General features: G+C 61.3%; 18 protein-coding genes and 1 pseudogene. 7 read left to right on the top strand and 12 right to left on the bottom strand.

Going from position 1 to position 16768, the window contains the following annotated elements:
* The first annotated feature begins 101 nt into the window (after nt 1–101).
* On the top strand, nt 102–719 hold the full coding sequence (locus ASD00_RS36155; RefSeq protein WP_025426296.1) for a TetR/AcrR family transcriptional regulator: 618 nt from the start codon (nt 102–104) through the stop codon (nt 717–719).
* A 3-nt stretch (nt 720–722) separates the two neighbouring features.
* Here ASD00_RS36155 and ASD00_RS36150 read toward each other — a convergent pair whose 3' ends face one another.
* The 5 genes and pseudogenes from ASD00_RS36150 to gstA form a co-directional block, all read right to left on the bottom strand.
* Nucleotides 723–1250, bottom strand: coding sequence for a DUF1697 domain-containing protein (locus ASD00_RS36150; RefSeq protein WP_025426297.1), 528 nt, complete (start codon nt 1248–1250; stop codon nt 723–725).
* A gap of 119 nt (nt 1251–1369) precedes the next feature.
* Nucleotides 1370–3477, bottom strand: a pseudogene (locus ASD00_RS36145) (S9 family peptidase).
* A 183-nt stretch (nt 3478–3660) separates the two neighbouring features.
* Nucleotides 3661–3873 carry a 4-oxalocrotonate tautomerase family protein gene (locus tag ASD00_RS36140; protein WP_025426299.1) on the bottom strand — a complete coding sequence of 71 codons (213 nt, stop codon included), beginning with the start codon at nt 3871–3873 and terminating at the stop codon, nt 3661–3663.
* 10 nt (nt 3874–3883) lie between these two features.
* Nucleotides 3884–4279 carry a nuclear transport factor 2 family protein gene (locus ASD00_RS36135; RefSeq protein ID WP_025426300.1) on the bottom strand — a complete coding sequence of 132 codons (396 nt, stop codon included), beginning with the start codon at nt 4277–4279 and terminating at the stop codon, nt 3884–3886.
* Nucleotides 4276–4890, bottom strand: a complete 615-nt coding sequence (gene gstA / locus ASD00_RS36130; protein ID WP_057211529.1) for a glutathione transferase GstA — start codon at nt 4888–4890, stop codon at nt 4276–4278. The genes ASD00_RS36135 and gstA overlap by 4 nt, the downstream gene beginning before the upstream one ends.
* A gap of 135 nt (nt 4891–5025) precedes the next feature.
* On the opposite strand from gstA, the gene ASD00_RS36125 reads away from it, so the two are divergent.
* Entirely contained in the window at nt 5026–5424 is a 399-nt protein-coding gene (locus ASD00_RS36125) for a helix-turn-helix domain-containing protein (RefSeq protein WP_025426302.1), read from the top strand.
* A gap of 27 nt (nt 5425–5451) precedes the next feature.
* On the opposite strand, the gene ASD00_RS36120 is transcribed toward ASD00_RS36125, so the two are convergent.
* Entirely contained in the window at nt 5452–6384 is a 933-nt protein-coding gene (locus ASD00_RS36120) for a LysR family transcriptional regulator (RefSeq protein WP_107026877.1), read from the bottom strand.
* Nucleotides 6385–6522: 138 nt separating this feature from the next.
* Between ASD00_RS36120 and ASD00_RS36115 the strand changes: the two genes are divergently transcribed.
* Complete coding sequence (locus ASD00_RS36115) at nt 6523–6795, top strand: DUF2798 domain-containing protein (RefSeq protein WP_025426304.1); 273 nt, start codon at nt 6523–6525, stop codon at nt 6793–6795.
* A gap of 195 nt (nt 6796–6990) precedes the next feature.
* On the top strand, nt 6991–7752 hold the full coding sequence (locus ASD00_RS36110; RefSeq protein ID WP_225906455.1) for a class I SAM-dependent methyltransferase: 762 nt from the start codon (nt 6991–6993) through the stop codon (nt 7750–7752).
* 61 nt (nt 7753–7813) lie between these two features.
* Here the strand turns inward: ASD00_RS36110 and ASD00_RS36105 are convergent, their stop codons facing one another.
* Entirely contained in the window at nt 7814–9973 is a 2160-nt protein-coding gene (locus ASD00_RS36105; protein ID WP_162249773.1) for a right-handed parallel beta-helix repeat-containing protein, read from the bottom strand.
* Nucleotides 9974–10281: 308 nt separating this feature from the next.
* Nucleotides 10282–11169, bottom strand: a complete 888-nt coding sequence (locus ASD00_RS36100; protein WP_025426307.1) for a VOC family protein — start codon at nt 11167–11169, stop codon at nt 10282–10284.
* Between the two features lie 307 nt (nt 11170–11476).
* Here ASD00_RS36100 and ASD00_RS36095 point away from each other — a divergent pair, with 307 nt between their 5' ends.
* Both ASD00_RS36095 and ASD00_RS36090 read left to right on the top strand, forming a co-directional pair.
* Entirely contained in the window at nt 11477–11899 is a 423-nt protein-coding gene (locus ASD00_RS36095; RefSeq protein WP_025426308.1) for a universal stress protein, read from the top strand.
* A 65-nt stretch (nt 11900–11964) separates the two neighbouring features.
* Entirely contained in the window at nt 11965–12309 is a 345-nt protein-coding gene (locus ASD00_RS36090; RefSeq protein ID WP_025426309.1) for a TraR/DksA C4-type zinc finger protein, read from the top strand.
* Nucleotides 12310–12494: 185 nt separating this feature from the next.
* Here the strand turns inward: ASD00_RS36090 and ASD00_RS36085 are convergent, their stop codons facing one another.
* Nucleotides 12495–12950 (bottom strand): GNAT family N-acetyltransferase, encoded by a 456-nt coding sequence (locus ASD00_RS36085; protein ID WP_025426310.1) that lies wholly within the window; start codon nt 12948–12950, stop codon nt 12495–12497.
* 236 nt (nt 12951–13186) lie between these two features.
* Here ASD00_RS36085 and ASD00_RS36080 point away from each other — a divergent pair, with 236 nt between their 5' ends.
* A complete protein-coding gene (locus ASD00_RS36080; RefSeq protein WP_025426311.1) occupies nt 13187–13849 on the top strand; it encodes a hemolysin III family protein in 663 nt (220 codons plus the stop codon).
* A gap of 17 nt (nt 13850–13866) precedes the next feature.
* Here the strand turns inward: ASD00_RS36080 and ASD00_RS36075 are convergent, their stop codons facing one another.
* From ASD00_RS36075 to ASD00_RS36065, 3 genes are all read right to left on the bottom strand, one after another.
* Nucleotides 13867–14391, bottom strand: a complete 525-nt coding sequence (locus tag ASD00_RS36075; RefSeq protein WP_025426312.1) for a hypothetical protein — start codon at nt 14389–14391, stop codon at nt 13867–13869.
* A gap of 114 nt (nt 14392–14505) precedes the next feature.
* Nucleotides 14506–14913 carry a peptide-methionine (R)-S-oxide reductase MsrB gene (gene msrB, locus ASD00_RS36070; protein ID WP_025426313.1) on the bottom strand — a complete coding sequence of 136 codons (408 nt, stop codon included), beginning with the start codon at nt 14911–14913 and terminating at the stop codon, nt 14506–14508.
* A gap of 215 nt (nt 14914–15128) precedes the next feature.
* A complete protein-coding gene (locus ASD00_RS36065; protein WP_057211483.1) occupies nt 15129–16745 on the bottom strand; it encodes an EAL domain-containing protein in 1617 nt (538 codons plus the stop codon).
* Nucleotides 16746–16768 lie beyond the last annotated feature (23 nt).

Below are 16768 nucleotides of genomic sequence, written 5' to 3'. Positions count from 1 at the left end.
CTCAGTGAAATCATAGGCTTGCTGGTTGCGATTTGCCGCGGCATTGCTCGCTGGTCGCCATGTCATTGGTGGAAACTGTACCGAAGGTAGGGAAACGGCTAATGCGAAAGGGTGAGGAAACGCGCGCCAAGATTCTCGACGCCGCCGAAGTCTCGGTGCTGGCGAAGGGATTTGGCGGGACCTCGATCGATGAGTTGATCGCCGAGACCGGTATCACCAAGAGCGGTTTCTTCTACCATTTTCGCGACAAGAACGAGCTGGCGAAGGCGCTGCTCGAACGCTACGTTGAAAACGACGAGCGGATCTATGACGAGATCTTCAGCCGGGCGCGCGAGCTTGCGGACGATCCGCTCCAGGCGTTTCTGCTTGGCCTCAAGCTGTTGTCGGAACTGCTCTCCGATCTTCCGAACGGTCACCCCGGCTGCCTGGTTGCGGTGATCTGTAGCCACGAGCGTGCCTTCGACCGCGACATACAGGAGATCAATCGGCAAGCGGCGCTGATGTGGCGCCGCCGTTTCGGAGCGATGTTCCGCGATATCATGCAGGTCTACCGGCCACGTGAGCCGCTGGATGTCGACCAGCTTGCCGACATGGTCTCAACGGTGATCGAGGGTGGCATCATCCTGTCGAAGGCGCTGAAGGAGCCTAAGAACCTGCCCGCCCAGCTGCTGGTCTTCCGCACCTTTGTCCGGCTGCTGTTCCAGCCGGCAGCCCCGTGAGCATCAGTCTTTGTCGTCTTCCATGGTCTGCGCCATTTCGGCGAGCTTGCGCACCGTATTGAGGTTGCGCGCGGTGCCCGGCTTCAACGCCGGCAGCTTCAGCTTCGATCGCCCGGATCCACCAGGATAGTGCACATAGATTTCGTGCCCGGCGACCTGCACTTCCTCACCGTCGGGCGCGACAAGCCTGTCGAGCGCGTCCGCCGGCGCCGCATTCGGCAGGAAGACCACATGCAGCAGATTGGTCTTGGCGTCGGGGAAGGGGGCGTTCTCGGCAACCGTCTGCAGCTGCCTGGCGTTCTGGATCATCACGCCGGGCGCCTTGCCGAGCTTCTCGCCAAGCGCAGCATCGAGTTTTGCCGCCGCCTCCGGCGCCGGCAAATCGGAGCGGAACAGCACGTTGCCGCTCTGGATATAGGTCTTCACGTCGTTAAAGCCGAGCCCCTCGCAGATCGCTCTGAGGTCGGCCATCGCCAGCATGCCGGCCCCGCCGACATTGATGGCACGAAGGAGGGCGACGTGAACGGGCATGGTGCGTCTCCTCTTGCATGTTTCCTTAGATCGTATCCGACCTAAGGCTAAAACATGCAACCATTCAAAGTGCGACAGCGACTTTTGTGCGTCTGAAACGACGCACGGCGCTGTAGGTTTTACATTCTGCCGGCGACCTTGATGGCGAAGGCATACTCGAAGGCGATCTCTTCAAGTCGCTGGAAGCGGCCGGAGGCGCCGCCGTGGCCGGCGTCCATGTTGGTCTTCATCAGGATCGGCTCAACGCCCGTGGTCTTTTCGCGCAGGCGGGCGACCCATTTCGCCGGTTCCCAATAGGTCACGCGCGGGTCGGTCAAGCCGCCGAGCGCAAGGATTGCAGGGTAGGGTTTTGCCCCGACATTGTCGTAGGGCGAATAGCCGGCGATGATGTCGTAGAACTCAGGGCTGTCGATCGGATTGCCCCATTCCGGCCATTCCGGCGGGGTCAGCGGCAGGGTGTCGTCGAGCATGGTGTTGAGCACGTCGACGAAGGGCACCGCGGCGATGATGCCGGTGAATTTTTCCGGAGCCATGTTGGCGATGGCGCCCATCAGCATGCCGCCGGCCGATCCGCCTTCGGCGACGATGTTCGCGTAGGACGTGAACTTCTCCTGATTCAGATAGTCAGCGGCGGCGATGAAGTCCTTGAAGGTGTTGGTCTTCTTGGCCATCTTGCCGTCCTCATACCAGGAGAAGCCCCGGTCCTTGCCGCCGCGGATATGGGCGATGGCATAGACGAAGCCACGGTCGGCGAGCGACAGGCAGTTGGTATTGAAGCCGGCAGGAATGGTGATGCCATAAGCGCCGTAGCCATAGAGCAGGCACGGTGCCGAACCGTCGAGCGGCGTATCCTTACGATAAAGCAACGTCACCGGCACCTTCGTTCCATCCCAGGACGGCGCGAAGACGCGGCGGGTGACATAGTCGTCGGGATTGTGCCCTGATGGTACTTCCTGTGTCTTGAGCAGCGTGCGCTTACGCGTCGCCATGTCATAGTCGAAGAGCTGCGACGGCGTCGTCATCGACGAATAGGAAAAGCGGATGACGTCGGTGTCGTATTCGGCAGCGCCGGAGAGCCCAAGCGAATAGGCTTCCTCGGCAAAGGCGATCGCGTGCTCTTCGCCGGTCTTGCGGTCGCGGATGACGATTTCCGGCAGACCGTCGCGGCGCTGCAGCCAGACGAGGTGGCGGGCATAGGCCATGTGGCTGAGGATCAGCGTACCCGGCCTATGGGCCACGACCTCGCGCCAGTTCTCCTTGCCCGGTGCTTCCACCGGCGCTTCCATGATCTTGAAATCCTTGGCGCCGTCGGCATTGGTGAGGATGTAGAAGACGTCGCCGCCTTCGGTCATGGCATATTCGAGACCGATGACGCGACCGGCGACCAGCTTCGGCTCGGCCGTGAGATCCTTGGTCGAAAGCAGGCGATACTCGCTGGTCTCGTGGTCGTTGATGTCGATGTAGATGAAGTCGTCGAGGAGCGATCCGCCGACCGACATGAAGAAACCTGGGTCCTTTTCTTCATAGACCAGCCGATCGTCCGCCTGGGGCGTACCGAGCACGTGGTGGAAGATCTTCGACGGACGGTGGTTGTCGTCAAGCACGGTGTAGAAGAAGCTCTTGCCATCAGGCGCCCAGGCGCCGCCGCCGCCGGTGTTCTCGATCACGTCGGCAAGATCCTCGCCGGTCGAAAGGTCGCGCACCTTCAGCGTGAAATATTCCGATCCCTTGTCGTCGTACCCCCAAAGGCCGCGGCTGTGGTCGGTCGAGTGGTCGAGGCCCGCAAGGCGGAAATAGGACTTGCCTTCGGCTTCCTTGTCGCCGTCAAGCAGCACCTGCCGGATGGTCTCGTCCTTATTGTCGGCGTCGCGCGGGATGCGGAAGTAACGCGGCTGCTCGCCGCCGGTTACGTAGAGGCTGCCATAGGCAAGGGGCCATCTTTCACCGGTATCGAACTGTCGTCTTCCTTGATGCGGCCGCGCATCTCGGCAAACAGCGTCTTCTGCAGCGCCTTGGTGTCGTCCATCGCCGCGTTCATGTAGGCGTTTTCGGCCTCCAGATGCTTGCGGATGTCAGGGTTGAGGATCGAGGGATCCTTGAACATTGCCTGCCAGTTGTCGTCCCGCAGCCAAGCGTAGTCGTCGGTGCGGGTGATGCCGTGGCGCGTATCGGTCACCGGCTTTTTCGCGGCGACGGGAGCTTCGGGCAGGTTCTTGAAAACGGACAAGGCGTGTCTCCGGGATTTATGCGGCGGGAGACAATGAGATAGAGAGCCCGGCTGCGACGATCAAGCGGAAAGGACTTCGCCGGTCGATGGTTCCTTCTCCCCATCGGTGGGGAGAAGGCAGTGGAACGCGACCGGGCAAGCGTTCGATCGTTCGCTGGGCAGACCCAAGGCAGTGAGGAACGACTAGCTCTTTGCTTTCAGTTGCTTTCGATATTCCTCCACCGGCAGGCCACCGACGCCCCAGTCTTCGAATGCCACCTCGTCGATGACGACGAAGGTGGTGGCCGGGTTCTTGTCGAGCACCGTGACGAGCAGGTCGGTGACGCCCTTGATGAGCGCCGCCTTCTGTTCGCTGGTCGCGCCTTCGCGGGTGATCTTGATGTTTACATAGGGCATTGCTGGCTCCTTAGCCTGGTTGTCGGATGTCGTAGTGAAAGACCTTGGCGATGATCTGCCAGCGTCCGTCAACGAAGATCAGCGACAGGAAGTCGGTGAACGCCTTCTCGCCGATTGCGCATTGTACCTTGGCGAAGGCCGTCACCGGGCCGGCAAATTCGATCGAGACGATCCTGTCTGCGCGCACCTCGCCACGGCTTGCCGGCGAGGGACGTTTGTCGACGATCGGGAAATACCTGTTCATGTCGAGTTCGAGCAGTTCTCCCCCAGTCGCGGTGGCGTAGTGGGCTTTCGGGTGAAAAACCTCGCGCAGGATCGCCGTGTCGCTGTGGTAGAGCCCGTCGAAGTACCGCCCGAGCACATCGATGACGGCCGCAAAGTGCGGATCGTTGTGGGTGCCGCTCATGCCGCGATCAGCCCTTCGGCCTTCATGGCTGCCTGCACTGCCGGGCGCTCGCGAACACGCTGCATGTAGGCCGTCAGGTGCGGCCACGGGCTAAGCGAAATTCCGGTGACGCTGGTCCAATTGACGACGGTGAAGAGATAGGCGTCGGCAACGGAGAAGGCTTCGCCGAGCAGATGGGCGCGGCCATCGGAAAGCAGGGTTTCGACGTTGCCGAGCCGTTTGGAAACCTGCGCCGCGGCCGTCTCCTTGGCATCGACGCTTGCCGTCTTGCTGAACAGCGGCGAGAACGCCTTGTGCAGTTCGGAGGCGATGAAGTTCAGCTGCTCCTGCAGGCGGGTGCGTTCCAGCGTGCCGTTGGCAGGGGCAAGCCCGGCCTTCGGAAAGCGATCGGCAATGTACTGCACGACGGCCGCACCTTCGGTGACGACGTCGCCGGTTTCGAGCACCAGTGCCGGCACATAGCCCTTGGGGTTGACCGCCTTGAAATCGGCGCCGCTTTCGGTGAGGTGCGTCGCGGTATCGACCTTGACGATCTCGAACTCGACGCCCGCTTCGCGCAGGCTGATATGGGGCGAGAGCGAGCAGGCGCCGGGGGCGTAATAAAGCCTCATGGCCATGTTCCTTTTGCAATGATGGTCTCTGTCGAAGACGGCGGAACCTAAACCGAAGCGATAACTTTTGTATATGAGATTACTTTATGTTACCGACGTTTGCGGTTTCCCCACGGTAACTGGAGAATTTTGCCCATGAGCTTGAAAATTCGAAAGAATAGAGCTGCGGCATTGCCGCCGACCTGCCCGGTCGGGGAGTGCATGGTCATGCTTGGCGGCGCCTGGGCGCCCAACATCATCTGGTATCTGAGCGGCGGTCCACGCCGCTTCAGCGAACTCAAGATCGATATTCCCGGCATTTCGGCGAAGGTGCTGAGCACGCGCCTGAAGGATATGGAGGAAAAGGGTGCGATCGAACGGCGGATCATGCCGACATCGCCACCTTCGGTCGAATACAGGCTGAGCGATCTCGGTCAGGAATTCGTCCCGGCGATCCATGCGATCGTCGAAGTCGGCTACAAGCTCAAGCTTCGCCGCGAGGCAAAGCTTGCAAAGGAAGCCGCGCAGAATGTCGCCCAGGTAGAGCTCGCCTGACGGCGGGATGTTGCGCGAGCGTGACGGCTACCACCGACCTTTGAGGGACTGCGCCGCATGCTCAATGAAGGCGCGAACCTTCGGCGTTTCCGCCTGGCGATCGACGAAGCAGGCATAGAAGTCGAAGGGCTCGTGGTCGGTGTTGGCAATGCCTTCGCGCGGTGCGCCGCCGAACAGCGGCACAAGCAGGCCGCGCGCAATCAGGTCCGTTGCGATGAAGGCACCGAGCCGCGTGATGCCGGCGCCGGCGATCGCCATTTCGGCAAGTGTGTCGATATCGTTGCTAACGATCGTTGCCTTCAGTTCCGGCTCAAAACGCAGTCCATCCCGCACGAAACCCCAGCGAAAGATTCGCCCGTGCCCGGCATAGCGGTAGACGAGGCAATGATGATGGATCAGGTCTTCCGGGTGCTCGGGCCGGCCGCGCCGCTCGATGTAGGACGGGGAGGCACAGATGACCATCGGCACCGAGGCAAGCTTGCGCGCAATCAGCCCAGGCTCCAGCTGCAGGCCGAAGCGCACGCTGATATCGATGCCCTCGCCGATGTGGTCGATCTCCCGATCGGTGACGACGAGTTCGATCGAGACCTCCGGATGGCGTGCGGCAAAGGATGGCACGAGAGGCGCCACCACATGACGGCCGAAGGCGACCGAGGACGCGATCTTCAGCGATCCCCGCGGCTCCTGGCTCAGCGATGCGACTGCAACGGCTGCGAGTTCGAGATCATGGACAACGCTGCGCACCCGGTCGAAATAGACCCGGCCGCTTTCCGTGAGGCCCAATTGCCGGGTCGTGCGGCTAAGCAGTCTGGCGCCGAGCGCCCGCTCCAGTCGGGCGATATTCTGGCTTGCCGAGGCCGGCGTGATGCCGAGTTTGCGCGCCGCCGCGGCGATACTGCCTTCCTCCACGCTTCGAACGAAACTCTCGATGCCGCGCAACGTATCCATAATGACATCCATCGACTGTGTATTCCCATTCGATGGTTTTGCCTAACTCTGAGCAAGGCTGCAATGGCCTACCTCCGCGCGACGTCATCCGTATAGTGCCGGCCATGCCGCTGGGATGGTCCCTGCGGGCAAGCTATGGAGATCCTCACCATGGAAGATACGATGCCACCGCCGCGGATCGCGCGCAGCCGCAAGCTGCCACCGCGGGCGGTGCCGATTACCTTTGCCTTCTTCATGTCGGCGATCATGGCGTTTCTGATGTGCTGCGTCATCGTCGGCGTAAACACCGGTATCGATGCCGGCTACCCCGGCCGTGTGCTCAGCACCTATGCGCTGGCGATGCCGGTCGCTTTCCTTTGCGTGCTGACAGTCCGCCCCTTCGTGCTAAAACTCGTCGGTGCCGTCTGCCGCATGCCTGGCTGAGCGTGCGGGTCCGTCCCGGATTTCCGGGGCGGCTGTCAAGTCAGAACTGTCGTCGGCTTGCCGCAGCCGATGGTGCCATGCGCGAAGCTCGTCGCATCACAAAAGCGATCGGCGTGACAATTGAACGACACCGCATCGGAGCATGCTGCTGTATAGGATAGGCGTTTCACTTTCTTCAGCAGTTTGGACGAATGCATGTTGAACAATTCTTACGGCAAGCTTGCCTCTCATGTTTATAATTTAGACAAATATATTGGAAAGTCCTTCGGCGACGTCGAGTATTATCTCGAGCGTTTGAACGAGTGTTCCGGCCCGATACTGGAACCGGCTGTCGGCAACGGTCGCGCGCTGATTCCGCTGCTTGAAGCCGGCCTTGACGTCAGAGGCTTCGACGCGTCGCCAGAAATGCTCGGCTATTGCCGGGCGCATTGCAAGGAACGCTCGCTGACACCGGCGCTATCGCAGCAGACTTTCGAGGCCTTTGCCCATGAGGAGCGCTTCGAGGCGATCGTCATTCCCGCCGGATCGCTGCAGCTGATCGCCGACCATGCCACGGCGATTGCGACCGTCAAACGTTTCCTAGACCATCTTCGGCCGGGCGGTCGCCTGATCTTCGACCTGTATCCGCATGATCTTTTCGCCGACACCCAGCCGAGCATCCGCAATTGGCAGACCGAGGCGGGCGACCTGCTGACGCTGACCAGCCAACGGGTCAAGGCCGACCTGATCGCCCAGACGACCGTGTCGCATCTGCGCTACGAACTCTGGTGCGAAGGCAAGCTGGCGTCGAGCGAGCTCGAATTCTTGACGATGCGCTGGTGGGGCGTGGAGGAAATGGCGCTGACCCTGCGTGCTGCCGGCTTCGTCGATCTCGTCGTTTCCGGCAATTACGACTTCGGCAGCGCGCCGAAGCATGGCGACGAGGTTGTCACCTTCGAGTGCCGCCGGCCGCGGTAGCCGACAGCGTTCTCCAGCAAAAGAAAGCCACGCCCCCACATGGAGGGCGTGGCCGCAAATGTTATCGGCAACGGCTTGCGGCGTTGCTCTGGTCAAGCGGCGAACCGTTCATGGTCAGCACCGAGCCGGGAGCCTGCGTGATGGTGCCGGGTGCCCAACCGGTGTCGAGCAGGCAATCCTTCGGTGTGTTGGTGACGCTGGCATTGCCCTTTATGTCGGCAGCCGGGCCGGAGAAGTAGAGGCCCGCCGTACCGGCCTTGTCGACCGTCATGTTGTTGAGAACGATGTTGCTCGCGGCGCCGCCGAGGAACTCATAGTCGCTGCCGTAGATATAGGCGCCATAGGTGCCGGCATTGGTGACGGTGACGTCCTGCAGCGAAATGCCCGAGACCGGGTTGAAGAAGATGCCGGCGTTGCGCGTGCCGTCGATCTTCAGGCCCTTGACGTCGACATTGGTGGTCGTCGCATCGAGGTTCGGGCTGGAGATCAACATCAGGCCATTGATGCCGCCGGCGAGGCGCATGTCGTTGATCGCAACGTTCGACGTGCCCTGCAGCACCACCAGATCCATGTCGCGGTCCTGCTTGGAATTGTCGATCGTCACGCGGTCGAGTTGGATGTCCTTGCCGGCGACGAGCAGCACGCCTTCGCGACGAGAGTTGCTGATGGTGACGTTGTCGAGCTTGATATCTGTCGTGCCGGTGATTAGCTCGTATTCGGTGCGGCTGAGTTTCTTGAATTCGCCGCCGGCAAACACGCCATAGGTGACCTTGTCGATCGTCGTGTCGCGTACGGTCACGTTTGTGCTGCCGATCGCGCTGACGGCGGCATAGGGTGCCTTGTTGGGATTGTAGACCGAGAACTCGCAGGCTGTGTTGTTTTCGCAGATGAACAGGTCATGGATGCGGCTGTTCTCAACCACCGCGCCGTCGACGCGCGTGAAGCGAATGCCGTCATGATTGGTGGCGGAGATGTCGACATTGTCGATCGAGACGTTTCCAGCATCGGCTGCGGCGATGCCGGCGAGACCGCCGCGCACGGACAGCGACGCGATGCTGCTGCCGGACGCCATGGTGACGACGTCTTGTGCCGGATTGTATCCGGTGAGGGTCGTTGCCGCTCCGTGGTTGACGAAGGATGCGGTTGCTCCTCTCCTTGCGCCGCGCACCGCAATAGAGCCACCGCCACCGACAAGCGCCTGGCCGGAGCCGAGCGTCAGCGACTGGTTGAGACCGAGATTGCCATCGGCAAGGATGAGCGCATCGGCCCCGGCTGCGCCGATCAGAGCGTTGATCGAGGCCGCGTCGCCGTTCGCCGAGGAGATGTTGACGACCTTGCCGGGGTTGCGGCCGTTGGCAACGAATTGCGCCGCCTCGACATCGCCGGTTGGGCCGGCATGCGTGCGGATTTTGCTCGAGCGCTCGACACGCTGGACCATCGGGTCGAAGGCATCACTTGCCTTCGCCGTCGCCCCGAATGGGATGCGCAGGCGTGCCATGACGGCACCCTTGAGCTTGTCCTCATTGTCGTAGGTGCCGGTAACGCCGAGTGAGACGGTCGATCCCTCGGAAAGCCCGGGCAGGTTGGCGAAGGTCAGCTCCGCGCGCAGCTTGGCGCCGAACATGTCGTCGAGGTTCTTGCCGCCGTACCAGTAGCTGCCGCCGAAGACTTTCAGCTGGACGTCTGATCCTTCGTCGAAGACCGGAAGCCGCCGGCCGATTTCGGCGTCGAGCCCGCGCCGCCCGCGCTCCTTGCCTTCCTGGACGACGAGCACATGGTCGCGAACATAGGCGGCATTGAAGGCGCTCAGCGTCTTGGCGCCGGAAAGCGGCAGATAGAGATTGCTGCGCATTTCGAGGTCGCCGCTGAGCGCCTCGAGACCGAAGGATACCTGGCTGAACGAATTGCCGTACTCGCTCTTCAGATAGTCGTAGTAGCCATAGGCGCCGATGACCCACTGGTCATTGGCGCGGAAGCGGTAACCGGCGCCGATCGAGCCCTGCCGGACCTTATCGTTTTCTATCGTTCCGCGTGTATCGATGAAAATGGCGTTGCCGGAGTCGAGCACGAAAGGCAGGAAGAAGCCGCCACTGACAGCCGAACCGCCGCTGAAGAAACCGCCTTCGATTTCGGCCTGCGGCCTGAACTCCACAGCCAGGGCCGGGGACGAAAGCATCGTGGCGTCTGCAAGCGCAAACGCTAAAATAGTGTTGTATTTCATATTATTAACTCCGCATACACTGGGCGTGGCGACGCCCATGGCGGTGCGGTTAGATTATAAGACTATTTTACTCAAGTTTATTGATAGATTATCCAAAATCTTTCCAGCGGCGTGATGACGCAGGGCGCGCCAGTGCCGCGTGTTTACAATCCTGGCGATAATCTGGGAATTCGTCTCGGCTGCCGAATCCGCTCAGAAAGGCCCCGCCGCTCGGTCGAACTGGTCGTCCAGCAGAAATACGACCGCGTTGCGGAGTGAGCGACGCAGCGCAGTCGTGGCGGCGGTGGAGGAGGGGTCGCGAGGCGGCGTCAGGCTGCAAGCCTGAGGCCGATCCCCCAGGGATCGACGAGATTGTAAGCAGTGCCGTTTCGCTCGACCTGAATGCCCATCTCGTCGAGCTTGCCAACCGCCTTTGCAAGCTCTGCCGGATCCTTGAACTGGATCGTGTAGTCGGAGAGGCCGGTCATATTGTTCTCGCGCTTGGGCGCGCCGCGAGAGTTCCAGATGTTGGCCGCGACATGGTGGTGATATTTGCCCGAGCCGAAGAAGCTTGCGCCCGGGTAGCGCGCCATCAACCCGAGCCCCAGCACGTCCCGAAAGAACGCGTCTGCCTCGGGGATATCGGACACCTGCAGATGGATGTGCCCGATGCCGGTACCGTCGGCAAGCCCGTTCCAGTCGTCTTTCGGCGCCTCGTCATAGAGCGCCTGCAGGTTGAGCGGCAGCGTATCCATGCCGACGGTTCCGTCCGGCTTGAAGTTCCAATCGGTCCGCGGCCGATCACGATAGACCTCGATGCCGTTGCCTTCCGGGTCGGCGAGATAGATCGCTTCGCTGACGAGATGGTCGGACGCGCCCTGCAGGCGGACATTGTTATGGGCGGCATGGGCGAGCCAGCGTCCTAGTTCCTGACGGTTCGGAACGAGGAAAGCGGTATGAAAGAGACCAGGTGCGTTTCGTGGCGCCCTGGCGACATTGCCGGCCGTGGTCAGCGTCAACAGCGGCCGGGCGCCAACGCCCAGCGTCTCGCCGCTGGCGCTCGTCTCAAGCGGCTTAAGACCCATGATGCGCTGATACCACTGCGACACTGTCGCCAGATCCTCCACGACCAGATGCGAATGATCGACATGCGCCGGCATCGCCAATGCGTGATTGGCCGCAATGTCGATAGGCGGTGTGCTCTGGGTGGATATCATCTGTTGTCTCCTTGCGCGGCGAAACCGGTGGCCCTTTCGGGCCTCAGTTTCGTTGAAACTGCCCGGTGAATATGGGCCGAAGTCGGCGTTCACGGAAGACCGTCAGTCATTTGATGTTGTGTTCGATGAGCGTTGACAGTGGCCGTTGTCGCCCTAGCTCAATTACACAGGGCAATGCGATCGCGGCGCTTTCGATTTGATTTCAATCAATGCCGGAAGAACCGTCTGGGCTCAGTCTCGAATGCGTGGGATTTGCCCCCGCATTTCGGTGCCGGCGATCCGGGTAGGCAACGCAAAGGAGTGCAGCATGTACAAGAAGATCATCGTCCCTATTGCCATGGATCAGCTGGAGCATGGCGAGTCCGTGCTCGGCATTGCAGAAAAGCTGATCGATGAAGGGGGCGAGATTGTTCTGCTCAATGTCGTCGAGGATCTGAACGCCTATGCCCAGGGCTACATGATCGTCGATTTCCCGCTTGAGATGGTCGAGGAATCGCGCAAGCATGCGACGAAGACGCTGGAAGCGATGAAGGCCAAGCACGGAATCAATGGACGCATCGAGATCCGCACCGGCGGCGCGGCCGGCACGATCAATGCGCTCGCCCACGAAGAAAACGCCGACCTCGTCATCATTGCCTCGCACCGGCCGGGTCTCATTGACTATTTCATCGGATCGACCGCCAGCCGGGTCGTCAGCCATTGCCCCTGCGCCGTTCTCGTCGACCGGTGAGCCGCCAACAATCAAGAACAGGAGCGGGGCGCGCCCGAAGCGCCACGACTTCAAGGAGTCTTCCCATGGACAAGCTTGCGCTTGACGACTTTCGTGAACGGCTGAGCAGCCGCAAACGCGAACTCTACGGCCGACTGGTGAAGATCGAGCACGATCTCGATGAGCCGATGAATGCCGACGTGCCGGATCGGGTAACCGAACGGGAGAACGACGAGGTGCTGGAGGGCATTGGCCTTGCCGGTCAGGAGGAGATCCGTGGGATCGACGCGGCGCTCGACCGTATTGCGGCCGGCACCTTCGGAACCTGCGTGCGTTGCGGCCTACCGATTTCCGCAGAACGGCTCAATGCCGTGCCCCATGCGCCGCTCTGCCAGGAATGCGCCGCCGAGGTCGCCGCCGGCGCGAAGTGACGATGTTTTTCGGCGACTGTTACTTGCCCTAGAGGCTGCTTGCGATAGGCAGCCTCGCTGCTACGTCTTACAGCGCCGCGCGTCTTACTAGACGCGCAAAGGTCGCTGTAACACTTTGAATTGCTGCATGTTTTTATCCTTAAATCGAATAGGATTTAACGAAACATGCAGTAGGTGATCCGGACTTACCTGACGCTCGTCAGGTCGAGCTTCAATCTCGGCAAGAACCGTCCTGGTATAACAGAGGCGACCACTCCGTCATCGACCGCCCCCAGCCGGCGATAGAAATCGGCTGCGCCCGGGTCGGCATCGACAGTCATGACCTTCGCACCCTTGCGCAGCGCCGTTTCCACGCTCCATTCGAACAGGCGTCGGCCGATCCCGCCACCCAGCGCGGCCGGATCGACGAACAGCTTGTCGAGATCGGCGATCTCTCCGTGATACAGGACCTGCGCCATGCCGACGATATCGTCATCCTGAACGGCAATCTGGATATCCGACTGCATCCAGTCGTCCGCCGTCACCGTCAAGGCCGGGCGGCAGGCGGCCATGAAGGCCTCGTCATAGCCCCAGACGGCCTTTGATCTTAGGCAAAGCGCCGTCAGGATTGCTGCCTGTCCCGGCTCCGGCGTGCGCAGCAAAACTCTCCTTTGGACGTTGTTCTCCCGCCTCTGCGGACAATTTGGTCGCAACCCGTGCTGCAGACAAGGGACGTCCGTCTTCGCAATCACGTCATGTCTCTGTTGTAATGCGTTGCAAAAGTTGATGCTTTCGCCATCGTCGAGCACTTTGCCACGGCGCCAGGCTGTGGCAGGATAAGGCAAATAAGCAAGACGACCGCCGCCTGAGCGCGAAAGAAGGTCGGAAGCGGGGTAAAGTGGAATTCGCCGGCGTCAAGTGGAACTACGATCGATCGGAACTGATTGCCGATGGCATCGTGCACGGCGTCGGCCTTGCAGCGGCCCTCGTCGGCGTAACAGCACTTATCTTTTACGCGATGCTCTGGAGCACGACCGGCCAGCTTGCTGCCGCCGCGATCTATGGCGCGGGACTGCTGGCAACCTTGTCGATTTCGTTCCTCTACAACCTCTACCCGGTTTCGCGGACCAAATGGTTTCTGCGCCGTTTCGACCACTCGTCCATTTTCGTGCTGATCGCCGCCACCTACACGCCCTTCCTCCAGCGCGGCTGGGAGGATCCGTTCCTGTTTGCGATGTTGATTGGCATCTGGGCGATCGCCACCCTCGGCGTGGTGATCAAGTGCCTCTTCCCCGGCCGCTTCGACCGGCTTGCGATCCTGCTCTATCTCGCCATGGGCTGGAGCGGCGTGCTTGCGGTGGGGCCGTTATTGTCGGCACTCTCGGCGACAACGTTCGTGCTGATCCTGATCGGCGGCATCATCTATTCCGCCGGCGTGATTTTCCATGTCTGGGAAAAGCTGCGGTTCCAGAACGCCATCTGGCATTCCTTCGTCGTCACCGGCGCCGCAGTGCATTATTCGGCCGTCGTCAGCTGTCTGAGCGGCACGGCGATTTCCTGATCAAAAAATCCGGGCGCTCAGTTCGGGGCGGCTACGGGGGCTGCCGCCACTGGCGTCTGCTGGCAGCCTTCCGAGGGCCTCAGAGCCTCCGCCATCCGCGAGATGACGCCATCGAAGCTGGTCAACCGGCTCTTGCGGTACTGCAGACGGAAATAGGCGGCGCTGCCGTCGCAGAGTGCGATGGCGCGTGTGTAAAACACTTCCTCGCCGCGTACGCCCGAGAAACTGGCCCAGGCTGAGGTCACGCGTGAATAGGAAATCCGCCATTGGTCTTCCCGCTCGGTCGCCATGCGGTCGTTGACGTCGATCTCGAAATCGCCATCGACAAGTTCACTGCCAAAAACGGAGAGCGTGGCGCCGTTATCGTTGGCATGAAAGCTGACACCGTCGCCATTGTCGGCTTCACCTTGCACTTCGAAGCCCGGCGGAATGTCGAGAATATAGCCGAAGCGGGGATTGGCGTAGGCGTGCCAGTCATTGTCTGCCGCGGCCGGGCAAGCAGCCGAGAACAGAAGAACGAATGCAGCCAGAATGCGACGCATGCGGACCTCCTTCCGGCTTGCTTCGACGGTTTCACTATCAATAGCACATCCGTGCACGAACAGCTGTTTCTATTGGAACAGCGCTGAGCTTGCGAATGCTTCCGTCTGTTTGCGTCAATCCTCGGTAAACGTCATCGCGTGACCATTGAGACAGTAGCGCAGACCGGTCGGCGGCGGGCCGTCGGGAAAGACGTGTCCGAGATGGGCATCGCAGTCGGCGCAGCGGATTTCTGTGCGCACCATGAAGTGCGAACGGTCCTCGATCTCGCGGATCGCCTCGTCGTCGATCGCCGCGAAATAGCTCGGCCAGCCGCAACCGGAATCGAACTTGGTATCGGAGCGGAACAGCGCCCGGCCGCAGCAGACGCATTCATAGGTGCCCGCCTTCTTGTTGGCGAGGAACGGGCCGGTGAAAGGGCGCTCGGTGCCGTGCTCGCGGGTGATGCGGTACTGTTCGGGCGACAACTGCGCGCGCCACTCCGCTTCGCTCTTGATCACTTTCGCCGCCCTTGCGTCTCTCATCGAAGATCTCCCTGTGATTTTCGCGACTATATAGGATCGGCGGTGACGCGCCGCAAATCACGCTCGCGTGCCGATATGGGTGCGCATCGGCGCCAACGAGGCTGCAGCCTATCTCGACAGCCTCGTCGTGTGACCGCGACCGTCAGTTTGGCCGATCAGCGTGCCTTCGCGCCGCAATCGCAACGGATTGATCGTGGACTGGCCGGGCGCCGTTTTCAATCGCCGCCGACGGCCGGCGGCACCTCGGGAATATCTCGTCGGATCACGGTTGGGCCGGCACCGTGAACACGTTTGCTGTCGTTGTAGAATGCGATGAACTCGGGCGCTGGTAGGGCCTTGGAATAGAGCCAGCCCTGGCCGTATTGCACGCCGCGCGCGAGCAGATAGTCCGCCTGCTCCTGTCGTTCGATGCCTTCGGCGACGATGTAGAGGTTCAGCGATTTGGCGATGTCGATGATGTGCGGAGTAACGGCGCTGGTCGCCGAGACGAGACCCACCGTATCGATAAACGACTTGTCGATCTTCAATGCGTCGAGCGGCAGGTCCTGGATATATTGCAGGCTGGAATAGCCGGTGCCGAAATCGTCGATCGCTACCGAATGGCCGAGCCGACGGGCTTCCTCGATCGTTGCGCGGGCGGATTTCACGTCCATGAAACCGCGTTCGGTCGCCTCGAGCCAGATCTGCTCGGTGAGGACGCCGGAGTTTGCAAGCGCCGCCTGGATAACCGGCAGGACGCGCCCGGACTTGATGTCGTCGGCCGACAGATTGATGGCGATGTGTAGCGAGCGGTCGGCGACAAGGACCGGCCCGAGATCCTTGATAACCCCGCCGATGACCTGATCGGTAATGGCCTGGATCAGGCCGCTTTCCTCTGCGAGCGGGATAAAGGTATCGGGCCTGACCAGCGAACCGGCGGGTCTGCGCCAACGGACCAGCGCTTCCGCGCCGACGCAGATGCCGGTCTTCATCTCGATGAGCGGCTGGTAGTGCACGATGAATTCGCGGCGTTGCACGGCGATCGAGAGTTCGCCGAGCGGCGACAGACGCCGCCGCGACAGCCAGAAGACGAGGCCGACCATTAGCGCAGCGACGATCGCGCCGAGCGGCAGGAGCAGTAGCCGTTCGCGGCCGAGATCTTTCAGCAGCAACGCCCGTGACGATGTTGCAATGGCAATCCAGCCGGAGCCGGTCGCGGTGGCAAACAGATTGTCCGCATCGGTGCCGGTCTGCGTATGCTCGATCAGCCGCTTGATCAACGATGCATCCGGGTTGTTCAATTCGCTGACGAGGGTGCCGGTATCGCTGGCGATCGCAAGGCGCGTATCCGGGGTGGCGAGCACGTCGACGAGCCGAGCCGGATCGGTCAGCACGCTGTAGGATCGGTACCGGAATCCCAGCATCGCCCGACCGTTGCTGATCGTCGGATGAACCCGGGCCGACACGCCGATGCCGCTGGCTGTGGTGAAGTCGACTTGCCCGCGGCCGACGCTCGTTTCCGGCTTGCCCCAGGAGGAGCATTTGAGCGCATCGCCCTCGAAGTAACCGATATCCTCGACGGAGCGCGTGTTGACAACCAGAGCGCGCATCGCCGCGATATGTTGCTGGGAGCAGGGCGTGAAGCTGAATTGGTCGGCAGACTTGAGCGCGGATGTTGCTTCGCCGAACGCCGTATTGGTACGCATGATCGCATATTCGGCAAGGCGGCTGAGGCGGGTCTCCTCTCTGCTGGTGGCGACTGACCAGGAGAGATAGAACGCGGCGACGATCGGAAGGATGGCGCCCAGCGCCGCAAGTACACTGGTCACCGCCACAATGTGAGACCGTTCCAAGCCAGACCTCGCAGGTTCAAGAG

It is taken from the genome of Ensifer sp. Root31 (assembly GCF_001424825.1).
Taxonomy (GTDB): Bacteria; Pseudomonadota; Alphaproteobacteria; order Rhizobiales; family Rhizobiaceae; genus Ensifer; species Ensifer canadensis.
The sequence above is the reverse complement of the archived record's forward strand: the minus strand, read 5'-3'. Positions and strand labels throughout refer to the sequence as shown.

What these genes read in the sequence shown, in the direction of transcription:
- ASD00_RS36155 (WP_025426296.1), top strand. Translation starts at nt 102, where the DNA reads ATGCGAAAGGGTGAGGAAACGCGCGCCAAGATTCTCGACGCCGCCGAA.
- ASD00_RS36150 (WP_025426297.1), bottom strand. Translation starts at nt 1,250, where the DNA reads ATGCCCGTTCACGTCGCCCTCCTTCGTGCCATCAATGTCGGCGGGGCC.
- ASD00_RS36140 (WP_025426299.1), bottom strand. Translation starts at nt 3,873, where the DNA reads ATGCCCTATGTAAACATCAAGATCACCCGCGAAGGCGCGACCAGCGAA.
- ASD00_RS36135 (WP_025426300.1), bottom strand. Translation starts at nt 4,279, where the DNA reads ATGAGCGGCACCCACAACGATCCGCACTTTGCGGCCGTCATCGATGTG.
- gstA (WP_057211529.1), bottom strand. Translation starts at nt 4,890, where the DNA reads ATGAGGCTTTATTACGCCCCCGGCGCCTGCTCGCTCTCGCCCCATATC.
- ASD00_RS36125 (WP_025426302.1), top strand. Translation starts at nt 5,026, where the DNA reads ATGAGCTTGAAAATTCGAAAGAATAGAGCTGCGGCATTGCCGCCGACC.
- ASD00_RS36120 (WP_107026877.1), bottom strand. Translation starts at nt 6,384, where the DNA reads ATGGATGTCATTATGGATACGTTGCGCGGCATCGAGAGTTTCGTTCGA.
- ASD00_RS36115 (WP_025426304.1), top strand. Translation starts at nt 6,523, where the DNA reads ATGGAAGATACGATGCCACCGCCGCGGATCGCGCGCAGCCGCAAGCTG.
- ASD00_RS36110 (WP_225906455.1), top strand. Translation starts at nt 6,991, where the DNA reads ATGTTGAACAATTCTTACGGCAAGCTTGCCTCTCATGTTTATAATTTA.
- ASD00_RS36105 (WP_162249773.1), bottom strand. Translation starts at nt 9,973, where the DNA reads ATGAAATACAACACTATTTTAGCGTTTGCGCTTGCAGACGCCACGATG.
- ASD00_RS36100 (WP_025426307.1), bottom strand. Translation starts at nt 11,169, where the DNA reads ATGATATCCACCCAGAGCACACCGCCTATCGACATTGCGGCCAATCAC.
- ASD00_RS36095 (WP_025426308.1), top strand. Translation starts at nt 11,477, where the DNA reads ATGTACAAGAAGATCATCGTCCCTATTGCCATGGATCAGCTGGAGCAT.
- ASD00_RS36090 (WP_025426309.1), top strand. Translation starts at nt 11,965, where the DNA reads ATGGACAAGCTTGCGCTTGACGACTTTCGTGAACGGCTGAGCAGCCGC.
- ASD00_RS36075 (WP_025426312.1), bottom strand. Translation starts at nt 14,391, where the DNA reads ATGCGTCGCATTCTGGCTGCATTCGTTCTTCTGTTCTCGGCTGCTTGC.
- msrB (WP_025426313.1), bottom strand. Translation starts at nt 14,913, where the DNA reads ATGAGAGACGCAAGGGCGGCGAAAGTGATCAAGAGCGAAGCGGAGTGG.